This window comes from Roseibium polysiphoniae, assembly GCF_014842925.1.
Classification (GTDB): Bacteria; Pseudomonadota; Alphaproteobacteria; order Rhizobiales; family Stappiaceae; genus Roseibium; species Roseibium polysiphoniae.
The window spans coordinates 246,817-263,943 of the sequence record NZ_JACYXJ010000005.1 but is presented as its reverse complement, the minus strand read 5'-3'; the positions used below and the strand labels follow the sequence as shown (position 1 = coordinate 263,943).

Here is a 17,127-nt window from a genome sequence, read left to right as displayed (position 1 = left end):
AGGGGAAACGCATGACCGAAAAACGCATTACAGCGCTTGATATGGGCGACGATGGTGCGCTTAGCCCGGAGACGCAAAAGTATTTCGGCATCTGTGAGGAAAAGCTCGGACTGGTTCCGAATGTGCTCAAGGCCTACGCCTTCGACGACACGAAATTGCGCGCCTTCACGGACATGTACAATGACCTGATGCTTGCCGAGAGCGGCTTGTCCAAGCTGGAGCGCGAGATGATTGCCGTGGCTGTTTCTTCGGTCAATCGCTGCTTCTACTGCCTGACAGCGCATGGCGCGGCGGTCCGGGATCTCTCCGGCGACCCTGTTCTGGGGGAGCTGATGGTCATGAACTACAGGGTCGCAGACCTCAGCGCGCGCCACCGTGCGATGCTTGATTTTGCAGTCAAACTGACGGAAAGGCCGGCGGAAATCCTGGAACAAGACCGCCAGGACCTGCGGGATGCGGGCTTCTCGGACCGCGATATTTTCGATGTTGCCTCGGTCGCAGCCTTCTTCAACATGACCAACAGGGTTGCTGCCGCAACAGACATGCGCCCCAATGATGAGTATCACTCAATGGCCCGTTGAGTTCGTGACGCTTGCAAGATCGTGACATAATCGGCATTTGGGTGTAGGAGACACGGGTTTTAGAACCTACAGGAGAGGGAGCCGGAACCATGGTCGCGCGCGTGTTCATTGATGGCGAAGCAGGTACGACGGGTTTGCAGATCCGCGAGCGCCTCGCCACGCGCCGTGATATCGAGCTCCTTTCGATCCCTGACCACCTGCGCAAGGATGTCTCTGCGAAGGCCGATATCCTGAACTCTGCCGATGCGGCGATCCTGTGTCTGCCCGACGCGGCGGCGAAGGAAAGCGTGTCCCTGATTTCCAATGACACCACGCGAGTGATCGATGCCTCGACCGCCCATCGGGTGGCGGATGGCTGGGAATACGGCTTTGCCGAAATGGACAAGAGCCAATCATCGCGCATCGCGTCGGCGACCCGTGTCGCCAATCCGGGCTGCTGGCCGCAGGGCGTGATCGCATTTGTTCGCCCGCTGATTGCGGCGGGCCTTCTGCCTGCGGACTATCGGCTGACGGTCAACGGCATCTCCGGCTATTCCGGTGGTGGCAAGTCGATGATCGAGGCCTATGAGAAGGCCGGCGACAAGGCCAATGTGTTCCTGCCTTATGGGCTGAGCTTCAACCACAAGCATTTGCCGGAAATGAAGCGCTATTCGACGCTCGAGAACGAGCCGCTTTTCGTGCCGGCCGTCGGCAACTACTACAAGGGCATGCTGACCTCGGTGCCTTTGCAGCTTTCGACCCTCGACAAGGTTCCGACCGGTGCCGAGCTTCATGCCGCGATTGCAGATCATTTTGCAGTCGTGCCCGGCGGATTCGTCGACGTTGCCCCGCTGGCCGACCTCGAACGCGCCGGCGAACTAAGCCCGCAGACACACAACGGCACCAACGGCATGAGCTTGCACGTTTTTGCCAATGATGCGCGTGCCCAGGCCGTTTTGATCGCGACCTACGACAATCTGGGCAAGGGTGCATCTGGTGCCGCTGTCCAGAACCTGAACCTGATGCTCGGCGTCGACGAGACCACGAGCCTCGCCGCCTAAGCCCAATTCAAGAAAAACAAAGACCTCTGGAGTAACCGCCTTGGACAAGTTCGATACGCTTACCGGTGTTGCCGCGCCGCTGCCGATCATCAACATCGATACGGACATGATCATCCCGAAGCAATACCTCAAGACGATCAAGCGCACGGGGCTCGGAACGGCGTTGTTCAGCGAGATGCGCTACAATGAAGATGGTTCCGACAATCCGGATTTCGTGCTGAACAAGCCGGCTTACAAGGGCGCCAGCATTCTGGTCGCCGGTGAGAATTTCGGCTGCGGATCTTCGCGCGAGCATGCGCCCTGGGCGCTGCTGGATTTCGGCATTCGCTGTGTGATCGCGACGTCCTTCGCCGACATTTTCTACAATAACTGCTTCAAGAACGGCATCCTGCCGATCAAGGTCTCTCCCGAGATCCTCGAGAAGTTGATGGATGACGCGTCGCGCGGCTCAAACTCCACGTTGACGGTCGACCTGGTCACCCAGACCATCAAGGGACCGGACGGCGGCGAGGTTAGCTTCGAGATCGACCCGTTCCGCAAGCATTGCTTGCTGAACGGTCTCGATGACATCGGCTTGACCATGGAAAAAGCGCCGAAGATCGATGTCTACGAAAGCAAAGCTGCCGAAAACCGCCCCTGGGCGTAAGCCTGCGCTTCGGCTGGATTGATTTCGCATCAAGCTGTTTTGAGAAGGACCGGGCCAAACGCCCGGTCTTTTTCTTTGGCCACGCCTATCATCATCACATCGTCTTGAGAAACCGTTTGGTGAATTTACAGATGTTTGGCTGTAGGTCTGGAGCATGATCATGACAGCTTCTCTTGCGCATCACGCACCCTGGACGGATCGCCGAGGCACGCTGTCGCCTCTGCGGCTTGTCGTCTTTGTCGCGATCCTCGTTCCGGGGATTGCGATTTTCGCAGATCTTTTCTTCGGTCCGGTTCGGCCCGAGCCTTACGAGCATGCTCTCAACGAAAGCGGCGAATGGGCCGTTCGCTTGCTGCTGCTTTCGCTCTTTGTGACGCCTCTCCGGCGGATATTCTCCTGGAACAAGGTGATGGGTGTCAGGCGAATGATTGGCGTGTCCGTTCTGGCTTACGGGCTTTTGCACCTCGGTCTCTACATGGCCCAGGAAAACTGGGACGTGGTGAAGGTAGCGTCAGAGATCGTCGTGCGGATCTATCTCACGATCGGATTTGTCGCATTGCTGGGACTGGTGGCGCTGGGGGTGACGTCCTTCGACAGCATGGTGCGCCGTCTCGGGCCGGCCTGGAACCGGCTGCATCAGCTTGCCTATCCCATTGCCGCGCTTGGCATCCTGCATTTTTTCCTGCAGTCAAAATCGGATGTTGCGCAGCCAACGATCATGGCCGGGCTGTTCGTGCTTTTGATGCTTTACCGGCTTGCGGTCCGCAGCGGACTTCAAATCTCAAGCTGGTGGGTCTTGCTGGCGTGCGCTGGTGTGGCTGCCGTCGCGACTTCTGGTCTTGAATATGCCTGGTATGCGCTCGCAACGGGCATTCCGGCGCAGCTCGTGTTCCTGGCAAACTTTGATGTTGCAACAAGTTTCCGCCCGGCGGTCTGGGTCGGACTAGTGGGTGCGGCCGTAAGCCTGGCGGCTTCTGGGCAGCAGATCTGGCGATCCGTTCGGGGGGCTTAAGTCTCGTTTGAGCCGCGCAGGCCTCTGGACACGGACAGGCGTTCCAGCTCGGCCATGCGTTCGCCAATCGGGGCAAGGGCGCTCGCGGTGAGTTTGTAGCGCGCGGCGTGGGCTTCAAAGAGCCGCCGCGCCAGTTCCGGATATTCCTGGATCATGCGTTTGAACAGGGCGCGGCGGATCCGGATGACGCGAACGTGCCCGATCGCGACAGCGCGGCAGGGACGGGTCGCATCGACCAGCATGGCCGTTTCGCCCAGAAGCGTTCCGGTCTGGGCCAGATCGACTTCCTCGAATCCGTTCAGACCGCGTTTTTGCAGGCTTACGTCGCCTTCGGCAATAACCAGTCCGCCGTCAGCGCGTTCGCCTTCATCGAAAAGCATCATGCCGTTCGGATAATCGAGGCTTTCGGCGCTGAAGGCGAGCAGGCGCAATTGGTCATCGGCAAAATCCGACAGCATCGGAATCTTTTGCAGAATCGCTATGTCCTGAACGAGGCTCATGCGTCTGATTTACGCTTATTAGCCCTCAGGGCACAAGCTTGTATCCACCGGCTTCTGTGACCAAAAGCTCCGCATTGGACGGATCACGCTCGATTTTCTGCCGCAGCCGGTAGATGTGCGTTTCCAGCGTGTGCGTGGTGACGCCCGAGTTATAGCCCCAGACTTCATGCAGAAGGATGTCGCGGGTGACAGGCTTTTCGCCGGCGCGGTAGAGGAACTTCAGGATCGAGGTTTCCTTCTCCGTCAGGCGCACCTTGCTGCCCTTGTCGTCCTGCATGATTTTTGCTGCAGGGCGGAAGGAATAGCGGCCGATGGCGAATGTCGCGTCTTCGCTCTGCTCATGTTGGCGCAGATGGGCACGAACCCGGGCCAGCAGAACCGCAAACTTGAAGGGCTTGGTGACATAGTCGTTGGCACCTGCCTCAAGGCCGAGGATCGTGTCGCTGTCACCATCATGACCGGTCAGCATGATGATCGGTGCCTTGAAACCGTTCTTGCGCAGGAGCTTGACGGCTTCGCGGCCATCAATGTCAGGCAGCCCGACGTCCATCAGAAGCAGGTCGATATGATCGTCCTTGGCAAGGGCAATGCCGTTTGCTGCGGAATCTGCCTGGATGGTGGCAAACTCGTCATAGAGAGAGAGTTGCTCGACAAGCGCTTCGCGCAATTCGGTGTCGTCATCGACAATCAGGATGGTGCGGGCGGTCATATCGTGCTCCTCGCTCGGCCCCCGGGCCTTACCTTTGGTTTCCCGTCGCTGTTCTCACGGCGATGTGAAAAACAGATGGGGGCTGTCACGTGTTTGTGCGAGTGAAATCCTCGCCAAACAAGCCATTCGCCGTCAATTCTACTTCACGCGGGGTTTATGGACGGTTTATCAAAGGCTTCAGGGCGCTGACGTTTGGGGACGTCCGTTTGACCGGGAGAAATGACGAATTGGCCAGATACCTCGACGTTCGAGCCCTGCCGAGCTGCAAAACAAGAGGCAACCTGACGTTTGGAGCGATCACGGTTCCGTGTGCCCTCGGCCGGTCCGGTCTGACGCAGATGAAGCGAGAAGGCGATGGTGCAACGCCTATTGGGCAGTTTGAGCTGCTGAATGTCTATTACAGGGCTGATCGTGGGCGGCGTCCGCAGACAGAATTGCTCGTGGAGGCGCTCAAGCCGGCCGATGGCTGGTGCGATGCGCCAGGTCATCCGCGCTACAACCGGCCGGTGGAGCTGCCCTTCGACGCCAGCCGCGAGAAGATGTGGCGGACGGATCGGCTCTATGACATCGTCGTTGTTCTGAACTGCAACATGTTTCCGGCGGTTCCCGGCAGAGGCAGCGCGATCTTCTTTCATATTGCCCGCGAGACCTATACGCCGACCGAAGGCTGCGTGGCCGTTGCGCCCGATCACATGCGCCTGGTCCTCTCCAAGGTTCGCGCTGGTGATATCATGCGTGTGCTGAGCAACTGATTGTCGTAACCGCCGGTGTTTGGCGTTCATCACCGGAACGCTTCCTGCTATGCAGTCGTTGACCACAGGAACAGCAGGAGTTTTCCAATGCGTTGGAAGGGCCGCCGCGGAAGTAGCAACATAGATGATCGGCGCGGGTCTCGCTCCTCGGGCCGGCGGAAGCGTCTGCCGACCGGGCGACGCGCGAGGACAGGCGGTGGCCTGGGCCTGACCGGAATTGCGGTGGTGCTGGTTATCTCATGGCTTACGGGCGTCAATCCGCTCGCGCTTTTGGGAAGTATTGACGGCGGCGGTGGCAGTCCGTCCTATCAGACGCCGGTTCCGGCTGATAACGCGCGGAATGATGAGCAAGCGGAGTTCGTTTCGGTCATTCTGGCGGATACGGAAAGCACGTGGAACCAGCTTCTTGCGCGTCATTCCGTGGATTATCCCGAGCCCACGCTGGTCTTGTTCTCTGATTCCGTGGCGTCTGCTTGCGGCAATGCCAGCTCTGCGACGGGGCCGTTTTATTGTGGCGCAGACAGCAAGATCTACATTGATCTCTCCTTCTATCGGCAGCTTGCCGGTCAGCTGAATGCACCGGGCGACTTTGCGCAGGCCTATGTGCTGGCGCATGAAGTTGGCCATCATTTGCAAAATGTTCTTGGCATTCTGCCGGAATTCCACAAGGCACGGCGTACGATGGGCAAGGCAGAAGCCAACGCTCTATCGGTAAGGGTCGAACTGCAGGCAGATTGCTTCGCAGGCATTTGGGCGCATCATGCCGCCCGCCAGCGCGGCTTTATCGAGGATGGTGACGTGGAAGAGGCGCTGAATGCGGCCAGTCGCATTGGCGATGATACCTTGCAGCGTCAGGCTCAGGGTTATGTCGTGCCTGAAAGCTTCAACCACGGCACGTCGGCGCAGCGCGTGCGCTGGTTCCGGGAAGGCTTTCGATCCGGGGACATGGGTGTATGCGACACGTTCAATGCGACAAGCCTTTAACGCTGAGCTGCCGTGATCACGGCGGAGACTGGTAATTGGTCAGGGTTTCCGCCATATAGGAGCAAATGACCTGTCGTGGAGCAGGCGATTTCCAAACCCGATGAATGAAGCGAACACTGGTATGGCGCAGGCGCTCAGGCCCTTTTTGAAGATGAATGGTCTTGGCAACGACTTCCTGGTCTGGGATGCGCGGGATGAACCGCTGCGCCTGGATGCGGATGTTATTGCCAAACTGGGCGACCGCGAGACCGGGATCGGGTTTGACCAGATGATCACGGTGGAACGTTCGCCGTCCGGCGGCGACGCCTTCATGCGGATCCACAATTGCGATGGCACCCAAGTCGATGCCTGCGGCAACGCCACCCGCTGCGTCGGGCGTTTGCTGATCGAGGAATCCGGCAAAGACTTCGCAACCATCGAGACCAACGCAGGGCTCTTGCATGCCTTTGGCAGCAAGACGCCTCGAACCATCACCGTCGACATGGGTAAGCCCCGCCTTGAATGGGATCAGATCCCTTTGGCCGAAGAATTCGCCGACACGCGCGCGATAGAGTTGCAAATCGGGCCGATTGACGAGCCGATCCTGCATACGCCGGCTGCCGTTTCGATGGGCAATCCGCACGGTATCTTCTGGGTAGACGACATCGAGGCCTATGATCTGTCCAAGGTTGGCCCGTTGCTCGAGCACCACCCGGTCTTTCCCGAAAGCGCGAATATCTCGCTGGCCCATGTCTTTGCCCCGAATGAAATCCGGGTGAAAGTCTGGGAACGCGGCGTTGGTCTGACCGAAGCCTGCGGGACTGCGGCTTGCGCCGTTGCCGTTGCTGCCGCGCGTGACAGCAAGGCCGGGCGTTCGTCGACCATCCATCTGCCGGGTGGACCGCTTCAGATCGAGTGGCGCGAAAGCGATGATCATGTGCTGATGACCGGACCGACCGAAGTGGAATTCGAGGGCGAAATTGATCTCGAAACGCTGCAATGGTCGAAGACCGGCCCCGGCGACGAGGTTTCTGTCGCGGGAGCTACAGAATGACCATTGATGTCGTGACCTTCGGCTGCCGCCTGAATTCCTATGAATCCGAGGTGATGAAGCGCGAAGCGGAAGCTGCGGGCCTCAAGGACGCCATTCTGGTCAACACCTGCGCTGTCACCAATGAAGCGGTTCGTCAGGCACGGCAGGCCGTGCGAAAGGCCCGGCGCGACAATCCGGCAGCGCGTATCATCGTGACCGGCTGCGCCGCGCAGACGGAAAGCGCCACCTTCTCCGAAATGGAAGAAGTTGATCTGGTGCTCGGCAATACCGAAAAGCTTGAGCGCAAGTCCTATCAGGAGGTTGCGGCTTTCGGCATCGACGACAGCGAGAAGGTCCGGGTCAACGACATCATGAGTGTCGAGGAGACCGCGGGTCATCTGATCGACGGGCTTGAAGGACGCGCGCGGGCTTTCGTCCAGGTTCAGAACGGATGTGATCACCGCTGCACCTTCTGCATCATTCCCTACGGCCGTGGCAACTCGCGCTCGGTCCCCATGGGTGTTGTCATCGACCAGATCCGCCGTCTGGTGGAGAACGGCTACAACGAGATCGTCCTGACCGGCGTCGACATCACCTCTTACGGCGCTGATCTTCCGGGGGCGCCGAAGCTTGGGACCCTGACGGCGAAGATCCTGAAGATGGTGCCTGACCTCAAGCGCCTGCGCCTGTCGTCAATCGATTCCATCGAGGCGGACGACGATCTGATGCGCGTCATCGCCGAGGACGAACGGCTGATGCCGCACTTCCATCTTTCCCTGCAGGCTGGGGACGACATGATCCTCAAGCGCATGAAGCGCCGGCACCTGCGCGCCGACACGATTGCCTTTTGCGAGGACGTGCGGCGCATGCGTCCCGATGTTGTTTTCGGCGCTGATATCATTGCCGGTTTTCCGACCGAGACCGAAGAGATGTTCCTGAACAGCCTGCGCATCGTTGATGAATGCGGGCTGACACATCTGCATGTTTTCCCGTTTTCGCCGCGACCCGGAACGCCGGCCGCGCGTATGCCTCAGCTGCAACGCCCTGTCATCAAGGAACGGGGTGCCCGGCTGCGTGCAAAGGGCGATGCTGCGCTTCTCGCGCATCTGTCGTCTGAAGTCGGCAAGATCCGGCCGGTGCTGGTGGAAAAGGAAGGTCTTGGGCGAACGGAGCAGTTCACACAGACCGAGATTTCCGGCGGTGTGGCTGGCGAAATCCTTCCTGTCAAAATCACTGGCCATTCCGGTCGACATCTTCTGGGCGACGTGATCTCGAAAGCGGCTTAACATCACGCCGGTTTCCCCTTCACACAGATCCATCAAGGCGAGTTCATGAGCGAGAAAAAGCGCGGGTTTCTTGGGCGGTTGTTTGGCGGCAAGGACGACCAGCCGGATATCCGGCAAGAGACAGCAACGTCTCAGGGTGAGCCAGATGAGCTTGCTGACGTTGCCAGCGAGCCTGAGGTCGAAACCCCGGCTGTGCCGGAACCTGTTGCTGAGCCCGACGATACAACGTTTGAGGACACGGAAACGGTGGTTCATCCGGTCGCGGATATGAGCCCGGTTCCGGACGTTCTGGTTGCCGGAGAAGGCCCTGACCTTGCCTTGGCCCCGGTCTTTCAAGATCCGGTCCCTGCGCAAGTCTCGACTGACACGGCGGCTGAGCCGAAGCGGTCCTGGTTCCAGAAGCTGAAGCAGGGTCTTTCGCGTTCATCCTCTGCCCTGACCGATGGCATCTCGTCCATCTTCACCAAGCGCAAGCTTGATGCGACGATGCTTGAGGAGCTGGAGGATATCCTGATCCAGGCGGATCTTGGCGTCGATACGGCCATGGCCATCACCGAGAGGTTGTCAGAAGGACGCTACGACAAGGAAATCGAGCCTGAGGAAGTCCGCGCGATCTTGTCGGAGGAAGTCGAGAAGGTTCTGGAACCGGTAGCTCGACCGCTTGATCTCAACCGCGGGAAGTCTCCGCATGTGGTGCTTATGGTTGGCGTAAACGGCACCGGCAAGACCACCACAATCGGCAAGCTCTCCCAGAAGCTTGCTTCTGAAGGCAAGACCGTGATGCTGGCGGCCGGTGACACCTTCCGTGCAGCCGCAGTTGAGCAGCTGAAGATCTGGGGCCAGCGCACGGGCGCCGAGGTTGTTGCGGGTGACACAGGCGCTGATGCTGCGGGTCTGGCGTTTGACGCCATGAAAGCTGCCAAGGAAAAGGGCGTCGACGTTCTTCTGATCGACACCGCCGGTCGGCTTCAAAACAAAACCGAGTTGATGGATGAGCTGGAAAAGGTCATCCGCGTCATCAAGAAGCTCGATCCGGACGCTCCGCATGACGTCATCCTGACGCTGGATGCGACCACGGGCCAGAACGCGCTCAACCAGGTCGAGATCTTCGGAAAGGTGGCCGGTGTGACGGGCCTTGTGATGACCAAACTCGACGGCACCGCCCGCGGCGGCATCCTCGTCGCCATTGCTGCAAAGAACCAGCTGCCGGTGCATTTCATCGGTGTCGGAGAAGGCGTTGAGGATCTGGAGCCTTTCTCCGCCAAAGACTTTGCATCTGCAATTGCAGGTTTGGCGTAGCTCCCCGTCCAGGTCCCAACTGATCGGGTTTTGTTTCTGCTTTTTTGATGGCTAGGATAAAATCCGCTGCTGCTCTCAAAATATTAGTATTGGATCCAGCTCATGACTGACAAACCCGAAGGCGTTCCCTGCCCCGCTCCAGTCATTTTCTCCATGATTGGTGGCAAATGGAAACTGTCGATCCTCCAGATCCTGATCTTTCTGGGAACCAAACGGTTCGGCGAATTGCAGCGGGAACTCGATGGAATCACCCAGACGATGCTGACCAAGCAGCTCCGTGCGCTCGAAGACGACGGGTTGGTCGAACGGAAGGCCTTTGCCGAAGTGCCGCCTCGGGTCGAATATTCTGCCACCGAAGATGCCCTGGCCTTGAAGACCATGTTTGAGACGATGCACCAGTGGTGGGTGGATCGGCGCGAAACAAATTCAGACGAAAAAGTCGTTTATTTACAGCAATAGTATTATTTTCAGTACTCTATACGTTTTTATTGCCTACTTGTTAAATCGTTGTTTTGCTGCCCATTTTCCTGTTGTCAAACAGGAGACTTGTGATGCGACCAACCCTTTACAACATCAGTGGCGCTCCACGGGGCTGGCGGGTGCTGCTGGGTCTTGCCTTCAAGGGGCTTGATGCCGAGGTCCGAACACTTAGCCTTGCGGAAAAAGATCATCAAAAACCAGACTTTCTGGCGCTGAACCCGCGTGCCACGGTTCCAGTTCTACGCGACGGCGACACCATCCTTCGCGACTCCGTTGCCATACTTGCCTGGCTCGATCGGGCCCACCCTGAACATCCGCTGTTTGGTGAGACCCCGGAGGAAGCCGCGAAGATCTGGCAGATCGCGATGGAGTGCAATGACTACCTGCGCCATGCGGCTAATGAGCTGCTCTCTCGCGTGTTTACGTCAGACGGCAGTGTTCCTGATCGAGACAGCGATGCCTTCAAGGGCTTCGAAATGGCTGCGGATCTCATGCACGCGGAATGTGCCTATCTGGAAGAGCTGCTTGGCGACGGGCGTTCCTTTCTGGCTGGCGAAACGCCAAGCGCTGCCGATGCAATCGCCTTTCCGGAAATCAGACTGGTTCAGCGCGGCATCGAGACCAAGCATGCGCTTATGTCTGCCTTGGGCTTTGGTTATCCGCCCGAACTCTATCCGCTTACCGCGGCCTGGAAAGACAGCTTGAACGCCATGCCGAACGTTGTTTCGACTTTGCCCGGTCATTGGGACGAAGCGCCTAAACCCCTGTCCAAATCCGCCTGATCTGACCTGGAGAAAATGAACTCATGCAAACGAACATCGCAACACGCGAAGACTGGCTGAAAGCGCGACTTGTGCTTTTGGACCGAGAAAGAGCCCTTACCAAACTGAAAGACGAAGTTTCCGCGGCGCGCCGCGATCTGCCGTGGGTGAAGGTCGAGAAGGATTACGTCTTTGAGACTGAAGATGGGCCAAGGAGCCTTTCTCAGCTGTTCGGGCAGCGCTCGCAGCTGATCGTCTATCACTTCATGTTTGGCCGAGACTGGGAGGAAGGTTGCAAGAGCTGTTCGTTCTGGGCCGATTCCTGCGAGGGACTCGCCCCTCATCTGGCTGCGCGGGATATTGCCTTTACCGCAATTTCCTCGGCGCCGCTTGCCCGGCTTTTGGCCTTCAAAAAGCGCATGGGATGGAATTTTGACTGGGTGTCCTCAAGCGAGAACAGCTTCAACCACGACCTTGATGTCGGTTTTGACGAGGGACGGCCGAAAGACCTGTCACGGGCCTATAATTTCGGTCTGATGCCGGATGCCTTCATGGATGAAATGCATGGAACCAGCGTCTTTGCCAAGGACGAGGATGGCGTTGTCTATCACACCTATTCCACCTACGGGCGCGGCCTCGATGCGACGAACGCTGCCTATGCCTATATCGATCTGACGCCAAAGGGTCGCAATGAACCGAGTGAAGGCAACCCGATGGCCTGGCTTCGTCATCATGACAAGTATTGAGAACCTGCGGCCGCCGCGAACAGCGGTGGCCAGCCTTTTACCTGTTCTGCTTGTCGCCAGTCTTGCCTTTGCCTGCTGGGCCTTTGTTCTGAACGGCAGCGGGACGGGAATGTACGTCTGGGCAATGACCCGCCTCAACATTCCGCCGGTGTCCTCAATGGAGCCGATGGAACACATGTGGACGCAGGTCTATGTGGTTCAGATGGTGGGCATGTGGTGGGGCATGATGCTGGCCATGATGCTCTTGCCGATTGCGATCGCGTTCTATCGCGACCGTCGGACCTCTGGTGTCCGGCAAACCCTGGCTTTCCTCTTGGGTTATTCCCTGGTCTGGCTCGGGTTCGCAGTGATCGCGACAGGCCTGCAATGGACCCTGGAACGTGCCGGACTGGTTCATGCTTTCATGATGTGGAGCCTGTCCGCCGAGCTTTCTTGTGTTCTACTCGTTGGCGCTGGCGTCTATCAGATGTTGCCGGCTCATGAGAAATATCGAAGCGCATGCAAGGTCGCGACGGTTTCGCTTCAGGCGGGTCTGACGTACGGCAGATCCTGCGTGATCAGCTCAGCGCCGTTGATGCTGTTGTTCTTTGCCGGCGGGAGCATGAACCTGGTCTGGATGCTGGGACTGACTCTTTTCGTCTGCGTCGAACGTAACCTGCCGAATCCAGGGATGTTTGACCGGATTTCTGGCGCAGGTCTGATTGCACTGGGGCTCTGGTGTGGGGTTGGAACATGACGCTGGCAGGAGCGGACAACAGTTGGCCCTACTGTCCTGGTTCCCAGCCTTCCGGCGCCATTTCAAATCCCTCAAACTGAAAACCCGGGGCGACGGTACAGCCGACGAGGGTCCAGGCTCCGAGTGAGCGGGCTTGTTGCCAGCCGTCGCCTGGCACGATGCCCTGAGGGCGTTCGCCCGTGATCAGATTGTTGCCGAGAATGCTTTTTTCGACCGTTCTGCCGTCGGGGCTGATGGAAAGCTCCAGCGGACTGCCTGCGTACCAGTGCCAGGTCTCGACCGCATCTACCTTGTGCCAGTGCGACGTCACGCCCTCCGGCAGCAGGAAATAGATCGTTGTTGAGGCTGCGCGTCCCGTTTCGTCCGTGATCTCATCGCGGAAGGTCTCAACGTAGAAGCCACCTTCGGGATGCGGTTGCATGTTGAGGAACTTGACGATTTCGTCGGCAGACAGGGATGTGGTGTCGGGCATTTCCAGGCTCTTTATCGTGGCGGGACCGCAACACTAACGGGTCGCGGGCCGGCACGAAAGTCTTCTGAAATTCCTTGAGCCGAAGGGTTTCAGCCTAATTTGCGGACGTCTGCACCAGATCATCAATTGTTTCACGCAAGGCGCCCAGCACTTCCGCATGAAGTGTCAAGGTGTCGAGCTTGTGGCCTCCGCCCTGCTGGGCCGGAATAGGCTCAGCCTGCATGAGAATGCGGTGAACCACCGCTTGCGCTCGTTGTTCAGCTGTACGCGCCTCGTGCGCACAAGGTTTCGGGTCCGTCATCACAAAATGCCCCTTTCTGATGGCGAGGCTTTTCATATGGGAACGGATTTGACCTTTCGAAAGGTCACCCGTGAATTTTGGCGGATCTCATGCGTTGTCCTTGCGCGTGCGGATTTCGGCGAAGACGGCAGCGTCGGAAGCATCGGCCATGCCGAGAGCTGCTTTGACGGAAGGCTCATCCGCCCGCAGGAAGGGGTTGGTTGCCAGTTCCTGCGCCATCGTGGTCGGCAATGTGGGCTTGCCATCGGCGCGCAGGGCCTCGACCTCTTTGGCGCGGTCTAGGAGGTCGGTGTTATCGGGATCGATCGTCAGAGCGAATTTGGCGTTCGACTGAGTGTATTCATGACCGCAGTAGATGACTGTGTCCTTCGGCAGGATCCGCTTCAGTTTGTCGAGCGAGGCCCACATCATTTCTGCATCGCCCTCAAAAAGGCGTCCGCAACCGAGGGAAAACAGTGTGTCACCGGTGTGTGCAAACTTGAGCGCCGGATAGTACCAGGAGATCTGATCGAGCGTGTGGCCGGGCGTTGACATCGCCAGTGCTTCAAACGGGCCGGTCAGAACCTTGTCGCCATCTTCGACGGTCGCATCCATGCCGCTGATCTTCTGGCGCGATCGTTCAGGGCCGATGACATGGGCATCGGTCTTTTCCTTCAACGCCGACAGACCCTGAACATGATCCCAATGATGATGCGTGATCAGGATATGGGAGAGTTTCCATCCGGTCTCATCGAGGACTGCCAGATAGGGAGCGGCATCCGGTACGTCGATGGCGATGGTGGTTCCGCTTTCTGGATCATGGATCAACACGCCGAAATTGTCGGAAAGGCATGGAAACTGGCGGATCTCGACTTGTGGCGTGGCGGACGTGGACATTCCTGGGGTACTCCGGTTGCAGGTCGCGTGGCCCTAACGTGGCAAAGCCATTCGTCCGGGACAAGGGTTGGTCCTTGCGAAATGGGCCGGATCAAGGTTCAATCGCGCCAGTTTTAGATGAGCGGACCATGTATCTCGACGTTGCCGATCTGAGGACTTTCTATGATCTGCCCATGGGCCGGCTGCTGCGGGTTTTGATTGGTGGCAGGATCCGTGCGCTCTGGCCGAGCCTTGAAGGGCAAAGCCTGCTCGGGATTGGCTATGCTGGACCCTTCATGCGGCCGTATCTGGGGAGTGCGGAACGGTGTATCGCAGCCATGCCCGCACAACAGGGTGCTGTTGGATGGCCTCGCGAGGCCGATAATGCGGCGGTCCTCGTGGAGGATGGCAGGCTTCCCGTATCCGATGCGTTTTTTGACCGGGTTTTGGCGGTCCATGCGCTTGATCATGCGGCCGATCCTTCTGCCATCCTGCGTGAGGCCTGGCGGGTTTTGGCGCCAGGTGGGCGGATGATCGCAATCGTTCCGAACCGGCGTGGATTGTGGTCCCAGTCGGAGCTGTCGCCTTTTGGCTATGGCAGGCCCTATTCAAGAGGTCAGTTGAAGGGCCTCCTGCGCAGTTGCCAGTTTGATGTGGCAGCCCAGGACGAGGCGCTTTTCCTTCCCCCCACCAGAGCGCGGTTTGTTCTGCGCTCGGCGCGTACCTGGGAAGGAATTGGTCGCCGGATGTGGCCGGCATTTGGCGGCTTGTTGATCATGGAGGCGGAGAAGAAGGTCTTCCGCGGCCTCCCGGTCGAGGGCACCCGAAGCGCTCTCCGTGTGCTGAAGCCGGTCTTTGTTCCGGAGGGAGCCGCTGCCGGACTGAAGCCTGTGCGGCGCTCAAGCGCAGTGACCCAACCTGAGACTTAGGGGCGCCGCAGTTGGAAAACCGCCTGCTCGGCGATGATGTTCCAGACCCACCAAGGCGCAGCAACCGGGATTTCATTGCCCCTGCCGCTCAGTGCGACGGCCTTTTCGACCGTTGCATCCAGTTCCTTGCACAGTTCGACGAAGTCGCGCAGCGAGCAGAAGTGAATGTTCGGCGTATCGTACCACTCGTAGGGCAGGTATTTGGTCACCGGCATGCGGCCCCGGAACAAAAGCTGCAGGCGGTTGCGCCAATGGGCGAAATTGGGGATCGAAATGATCACCTGGTGGCCGATGCGCAGCAGTTCGTCCATGACGCCCTTCGGATCCCGGGTCGCCTGAAGGGTCTGGCTCATCACCACGACATCAAAGGACTTGTCTGGATAGTCGGCCAGATCGGTATCCGCGTCGCCCTGGATCACGGAAAGGCCTCGGGCGACGCACTTGTTCACGCCGTCCTGAGAGAGTTCGATCCCCCGGCCGTCCACGCCACACTCCTTGGCAAGCAGCATCAAAAGAGTGCCGTCGCTGGAGCCGATATCCAGGACGCGCGCGCCTTGGGGCACGAGATTTGCGACAACCCGGTGGTCACCGCGCACAGGAAGGTCGTTGATCTTGGCGTCGACGCTTGTCATGTCAGTCACTTCCTCCGGGCGCCGGAATGCCACGCGCGTTGGCTGCACCGGTGATGAAGCCGCGAATGGTCGAGAACATCTCCGGGACATCGAGCAGGAAGGCATCGTGGCCCCTGTCGCTGTCGATTTCGACGAAGGATACGTTGGCGGCTGCGGCATTGAGTGCCTTGACCACCGCGCGGCTTTCCGATGTGGGGAACAGCCAGTCCGACGTGAAGGACATCACGCAAAACCGGGTCTTGCTGTCCTTGAAGGCGGCGGGCAGGGAGCCGAATTCAGCCGCCAGATCGAAGTAGTCCATCGCCCGGGTGACATAGAGATAGGAGTTGGCATCAAACCGGTCGACGAAGGTCATGCCCTGATGGCGCAGATAGCTCTCGATCTGGAAATCAGCGTCGAAGCCAAAGGTCAGATCATCCCGGTCCTGCAGGTTTCTGCCAAATTTCTGATGCAGGGATTCGTCGGACATATAGGTGATGTGGGCTGCCATGCGCGCGACCGATAGCCCCTTGGTCGGTCGTTTGCCTGCCGCAATATAGGCGCCGCCGCACCAGTCCGGGTCAGCCATGATCGCCTGGCGTCCGACTTCGTGAAACGCAATGTTCTGGGACGAGTGGCGGGCGCCGGCCGCAATCGGTACGGCCGCGAACACGCGTTCAGGATAGCTCGCCGCCCATTGCAGCACCTGCATGCCGCCCATGGAACCACCGACGACGGCGAAAAGCGTGTCTATGCCAAGGCGGTCGATCAGGCGGGCCTGAGCGCGAACCATGTCACGGATGGTCACCACCGGCATCTTCAGACCATAGGGTGCATCGGTTGCCGGGTTCGTGGTCGCGGGACCGGTTGTGCCCAGACATCCGCCAAGAACATTCGCGCAGATCACAAAGTAGCGATCCGTATCAATTGGGCGTCCTGGACCGACCATGCGGGTCCACCAGCCCGGTTTTCCCGTGATTGGATTGCTGGACGCCACATATTGATCGCCGGTCAAGGCGTGGCAGACAAGGACCGCGTTTGTCTTTTCCGCGTTCATCTCGCCATAGGTCTCATAAGCAATCTGCCAGGGCGCAAGCTCTGTTCCCGCGTCGAGCTCAAGTGGTTCGTTCGCGGAGAATTCCGCCAGTTTGCTGCTCGGGCGGTCTGCTTCAATCAATGGGATGTGTACTGGATCTGTCGCGGAGGTCTCTTCGGCCATATCAGGGTCGCGGGTCGCTCTTGTGCGGTTTTGTCCGGGAAAGGCGAGGCAGTGGATTGTTTCACTGGTCCTTTGCCGCCTTGCTGGGCGGGTTCCCGGCCGGGAACCAAGCACCTAGGATCGGCAGGGGCACGGTGTCAATGTTTTCTTTTGCCATTTCGGTGTGCCATGCCTATGACTAAGGCCTTCAAAAGCT

General features: G+C 58.8%; 21 protein-coding genes. 14 read left to right on the top strand and 7 right to left on the bottom strand.

Going from position 1 to position 17,127, the window contains the following annotated elements; all coding sequences use genetic code 11:
• Positions 1 to 11 precede the first annotated feature (11 nt).
• The 4 genes from IG617_RS14335 (at position 12) to IG617_RS14320 (ending at position 3,279) form a co-directional block, all read left to right on the top strand.
• Positions 12 to 581, top strand: coding sequence for a peroxidase-related enzyme (locus IG617_RS14335; RefSeq protein ID WP_192109934.1), 570 nt, complete (start codon positions 12 to 14; stop codon positions 579 to 581).
• An 89-nt stretch (positions 582 to 670) separates the two neighbouring features.
• Entirely contained in the window at positions 671 to 1,621 is a 951-nt protein-coding gene (gene argC, locus IG617_RS14330) for an N-acetyl-gamma-glutamyl-phosphate reductase (protein WP_192109933.1), read from the top strand.
• Between the two features lie 40 nt (positions 1,622 to 1,661).
• A complete protein-coding gene (leuD, locus tag IG617_RS14325; protein WP_192109932.1) occupies positions 1,662 to 2,267 on the top strand; it encodes a 3-isopropylmalate dehydratase small subunit in 606 nt (201 codons plus the stop codon).
• A 160-nt stretch (positions 2,268 to 2,427) separates the two neighbouring features.
• The gene (locus IG617_RS14320) at positions 2,428 to 3,279 is read left to right on the top strand and encodes a protein-methionine-sulfoxide reductase heme-binding subunit MsrQ (protein WP_209008486.1); all 852 of its coding nucleotides are present in this window, start codon (positions 2,428 to 2,430) and stop codon (positions 3,277 to 3,279) included.
• Here the strand turns inward: IG617_RS14320 and IG617_RS14315 are convergent.
• Together IG617_RS14315 and IG617_RS14310 are read right to left on the bottom strand one after the other, a co-directional pair.
• Positions 3,276 to 3,779: a cyclic nucleotide-binding domain-containing protein gene (locus tag IG617_RS14315; protein ID WP_192109931.1), complete on the bottom strand. Its 504-nt coding sequence runs from the start codon at positions 3,777 to 3,779 to the stop codon at positions 3,276 to 3,278. The two genes, IG617_RS14320 and IG617_RS14315, sit on opposite strands and share 4 nt — an antisense overlap.
• A gap of 25 nt (positions 3,780 to 3,804) precedes the next feature.
• Positions 3,805 to 4,488: a response regulator transcription factor gene (locus tag IG617_RS14310; RefSeq protein ID WP_153771535.1), complete on the bottom strand. Its 684-nt coding sequence runs from the start codon at positions 4,486 to 4,488 to the stop codon at positions 3,805 to 3,807.
• 227 nt (positions 4,489 to 4,715) lie between these two features.
• On the opposite strand from IG617_RS14310, the gene IG617_RS14305 reads away from it, so the two are divergent.
• The 9 genes from IG617_RS14305 (at position 4,716) to IG617_RS14265 (ending at position 12,544) form a co-directional block, all read left to right on the top strand.
• Entirely contained in the window at positions 4,716 to 5,240 is a 525-nt protein-coding gene (locus tag IG617_RS14305; protein WP_254170561.1) for a L,D-transpeptidase family protein, read from the top strand.
• Positions 5,241 to 5,327: 87 nt separating this feature from the next.
• Positions 5,328 to 6,224, top strand: a complete 897-nt coding sequence (ypfJ, locus tag IG617_RS14300) for a KPN_02809 family neutral zinc metallopeptidase (RefSeq protein ID WP_192109930.1) — start codon at positions 5,328 to 5,330, stop codon at positions 6,222 to 6,224.
• A gap of 100 nt (positions 6,225 to 6,324) precedes the next feature.
• Complete coding sequence (dapF, locus tag IG617_RS14295; RefSeq protein ID WP_254170560.1) at positions 6,325 to 7,257, top strand: diaminopimelate epimerase; 933 nt, start codon at positions 6,325 to 6,327, stop codon at positions 7,255 to 7,257.
• Positions 7,254 to 8,522, top strand: a complete 1,269-nt coding sequence (gene mtaB, locus IG617_RS14290; RefSeq protein WP_192109929.1) for a tRNA (N(6)-L-threonylcarbamoyladenosine(37)-C(2))-methylthiotransferase MtaB — start codon at positions 7,254 to 7,256, stop codon at positions 8,520 to 8,522. Before dapF ends, mtaB begins: the two co-directional genes overlap by 4 nt.
• A gap of 45 nt (positions 8,523 to 8,567) precedes the next feature.
• The gene (ftsY, locus tag IG617_RS14285) at positions 8,568 to 9,821 is read left to right on the top strand and encodes a signal recognition particle-docking protein FtsY (RefSeq protein ID WP_192109928.1); all 1,254 of its coding nucleotides are present in this window, start codon (positions 8,568 to 8,570) and stop codon (positions 9,819 to 9,821) included.
• A 102-nt stretch (positions 9,822 to 9,923) separates the two neighbouring features.
• Positions 9,924 to 10,280 carry a winged helix-turn-helix transcriptional regulator gene (locus IG617_RS14280; protein WP_192109927.1) on the top strand — a complete coding sequence of 119 codons (357 nt, stop codon included), beginning with the start codon at positions 9,924 to 9,926 and terminating at the stop codon, positions 10,278 to 10,280.
• Between the two features lie 92 nt (positions 10,281 to 10,372).
• Positions 10,373 to 11,083: a glutathione S-transferase family protein gene (locus tag IG617_RS14275; protein ID WP_192109926.1), complete on the top strand. Its 711-nt coding sequence runs from the start codon at positions 10,373 to 10,375 to the stop codon at positions 11,081 to 11,083.
• Between the two features lie 23 nt (positions 11,084 to 11,106).
• Positions 11,107 to 11,808, top strand: a complete 702-nt coding sequence (locus IG617_RS14270; RefSeq protein WP_192109925.1) for a DUF899 domain-containing protein — start codon at positions 11,107 to 11,109, stop codon at positions 11,806 to 11,808.
• The gene (locus IG617_RS14265) at positions 11,795 to 12,544 is read left to right on the top strand and encodes a DUF2182 domain-containing protein (protein WP_192109924.1); all 750 of its coding nucleotides are present in this window, start codon (positions 11,795 to 11,797) and stop codon (positions 12,542 to 12,544) included. Before IG617_RS14270 ends, IG617_RS14265 begins: the two co-directional genes overlap by 14 nt.
• A gap of 28 nt (positions 12,545 to 12,572) precedes the next feature.
• On the opposite strand, the gene IG617_RS14260 is transcribed toward IG617_RS14265, so the two are convergent.
• The 3 genes from IG617_RS14260 to gloB all read right to left on the bottom strand — a co-directional run bounded on the left by IG617_RS14260 (position 12,573) and on the right by gloB (position 14,193).
• Complete coding sequence (locus tag IG617_RS14260; RefSeq protein ID WP_192109923.1) at positions 12,573 to 13,016, bottom strand: cupin domain-containing protein; 444 nt, start codon at positions 13,014 to 13,016, stop codon at positions 12,573 to 12,575.
• A gap of 94 nt (positions 13,017 to 13,110) precedes the next feature.
• Entirely contained in the window at positions 13,111 to 13,317 is a 207-nt protein-coding gene (locus IG617_RS14255) for a hypothetical protein (RefSeq protein WP_192109922.1), read from the bottom strand.
• 87 nt (positions 13,318 to 13,404) lie between these two features.
• Positions 13,405 to 14,193 (bottom strand): hydroxyacylglutathione hydrolase, encoded by a 789-nt coding sequence (gene gloB / locus IG617_RS14250; protein WP_192109921.1) that lies wholly within the window; start codon positions 14,191 to 14,193, stop codon positions 13,405 to 13,407.
• A gap of 128 nt (positions 14,194 to 14,321) precedes the next feature.
• Here gloB and IG617_RS14245 point away from each other — a divergent pair, with 128 nt between their 5' ends.
• Complete coding sequence (locus IG617_RS14245) at positions 14,322 to 15,101, top strand: class I SAM-dependent methyltransferase (RefSeq protein WP_192109920.1); 780 nt, start codon at positions 14,322 to 14,324, stop codon at positions 15,099 to 15,101.
• Here IG617_RS14245 and metW read toward each other — a convergent pair.
• On the bottom strand, positions 15,098 to 15,733 hold the full coding sequence (gene metW, locus IG617_RS14240) for a methionine biosynthesis protein MetW (protein WP_192109919.1): 636 nt from the start codon (positions 15,731 to 15,733) through the stop codon (positions 15,098 to 15,100). The genes IG617_RS14245 and metW overlap by 4 nt on opposite strands.
• Before the next feature lies 1 nt (position 15,734).
• Positions 15,735 to 16,931: a homoserine O-acetyltransferase MetX gene (gene metX, locus IG617_RS14235; protein ID WP_192109918.1), complete on the bottom strand. Its 1,197-nt coding sequence runs from the start codon at positions 16,929 to 16,931 to the stop codon at positions 15,735 to 15,737.
• Between the last annotated feature and the right edge of the window lie 196 nt (positions 16,932 to 17,127).

Excerpts from the sequence above, each read along its gene's own strand:
- metW (WP_192109919.1), bottom strand. The coding sequence starts at position 15,733 with ATGACAAGCGTCGACGCCAAGATCAACGACCTTCCTGTGCGCGGTGAC.
- IG617_RS14245 (WP_192109920.1), top strand. The coding sequence starts at position 14,322 with ATGTATCTCGACGTTGCCGATCTGAGGACTTTCTATGATCTGCCCATG.
- argC (WP_192109933.1), top strand. The coding sequence starts at position 671 with ATGGTCGCGCGCGTGTTCATTGATGGCGAAGCAGGTACGACGGGTTTG.
- IG617_RS14315 (WP_192109931.1), bottom strand. The coding sequence starts at position 3,779 with ATGAGCCTCGTTCAGGACATAGCGATTCTGCAAAAGATTCCGATGCTG.
- gloB (WP_192109921.1), bottom strand. The coding sequence starts at position 14,193 with ATGTCCACGTCCGCCACGCCACAAGTCGAGATCCGCCAGTTTCCATGC.
- ypfJ (WP_192109930.1), top strand. The coding sequence starts at position 5,328 with ATGCGTTGGAAGGGCCGCCGCGGAAGTAGCAACATAGATGATCGGCGC.
- IG617_RS14265 (WP_192109924.1), top strand. The coding sequence starts at position 11,795 with ATGACAAGTATTGAGAACCTGCGGCCGCCGCGAACAGCGGTGGCCAGC.
- IG617_RS14255 (WP_192109922.1), bottom strand. The coding sequence starts at position 13,317 with ATGACGGACCCGAAACCTTGTGCGCACGAGGCGCGTACAGCTGAACAA.
- metX (WP_192109918.1), bottom strand. The coding sequence starts at position 16,931 with ATGGCCGAAGAGACCTCCGCGACAGATCCAGTACACATCCCATTGATT.
- IG617_RS14320 (WP_209008486.1), top strand. The coding sequence starts at position 2,428 with ATGACAGCTTCTCTTGCGCATCACGCACCCTGGACGGATCGCCGAGGC.
- dapF (WP_254170560.1), top strand. The coding sequence starts at position 6,325 with ATGAATGAAGCGAACACTGGTATGGCGCAGGCGCTCAGGCCCTTTTTG.
- IG617_RS14275 (WP_192109926.1), top strand. The coding sequence starts at position 10,373 with ATGCGACCAACCCTTTACAACATCAGTGGCGCTCCACGGGGCTGGCGG.
- IG617_RS14335 (WP_192109934.1), top strand. The coding sequence starts at position 12 with ATGACCGAAAAACGCATTACAGCGCTTGATATGGGCGACGATGGTGCG.
- IG617_RS14280 (WP_192109927.1), top strand. The coding sequence starts at position 9,924 with ATGACTGACAAACCCGAAGGCGTTCCCTGCCCCGCTCCAGTCATTTTC.
- IG617_RS14260 (WP_192109923.1), bottom strand. The coding sequence starts at position 13,016 with ATGCCCGACACCACATCCCTGTCTGCCGACGAAATCGTCAAGTTCCTC.
- IG617_RS14270 (WP_192109925.1), top strand. The coding sequence starts at position 11,107 with ATGCAAACGAACATCGCAACACGCGAAGACTGGCTGAAAGCGCGACTT.
- ftsY (WP_192109928.1), top strand. The coding sequence starts at position 8,568 with ATGAGCGAGAAAAAGCGCGGGTTTCTTGGGCGGTTGTTTGGCGGCAAG.
- mtaB (WP_192109929.1), top strand. The coding sequence starts at position 7,254 with ATGACCATTGATGTCGTGACCTTCGGCTGCCGCCTGAATTCCTATGAA.
- IG617_RS14310 (WP_153771535.1), bottom strand. The coding sequence starts at position 4,488 with ATGACCGCCCGCACCATCCTGATTGTCGATGACGACACCGAATTGCGC.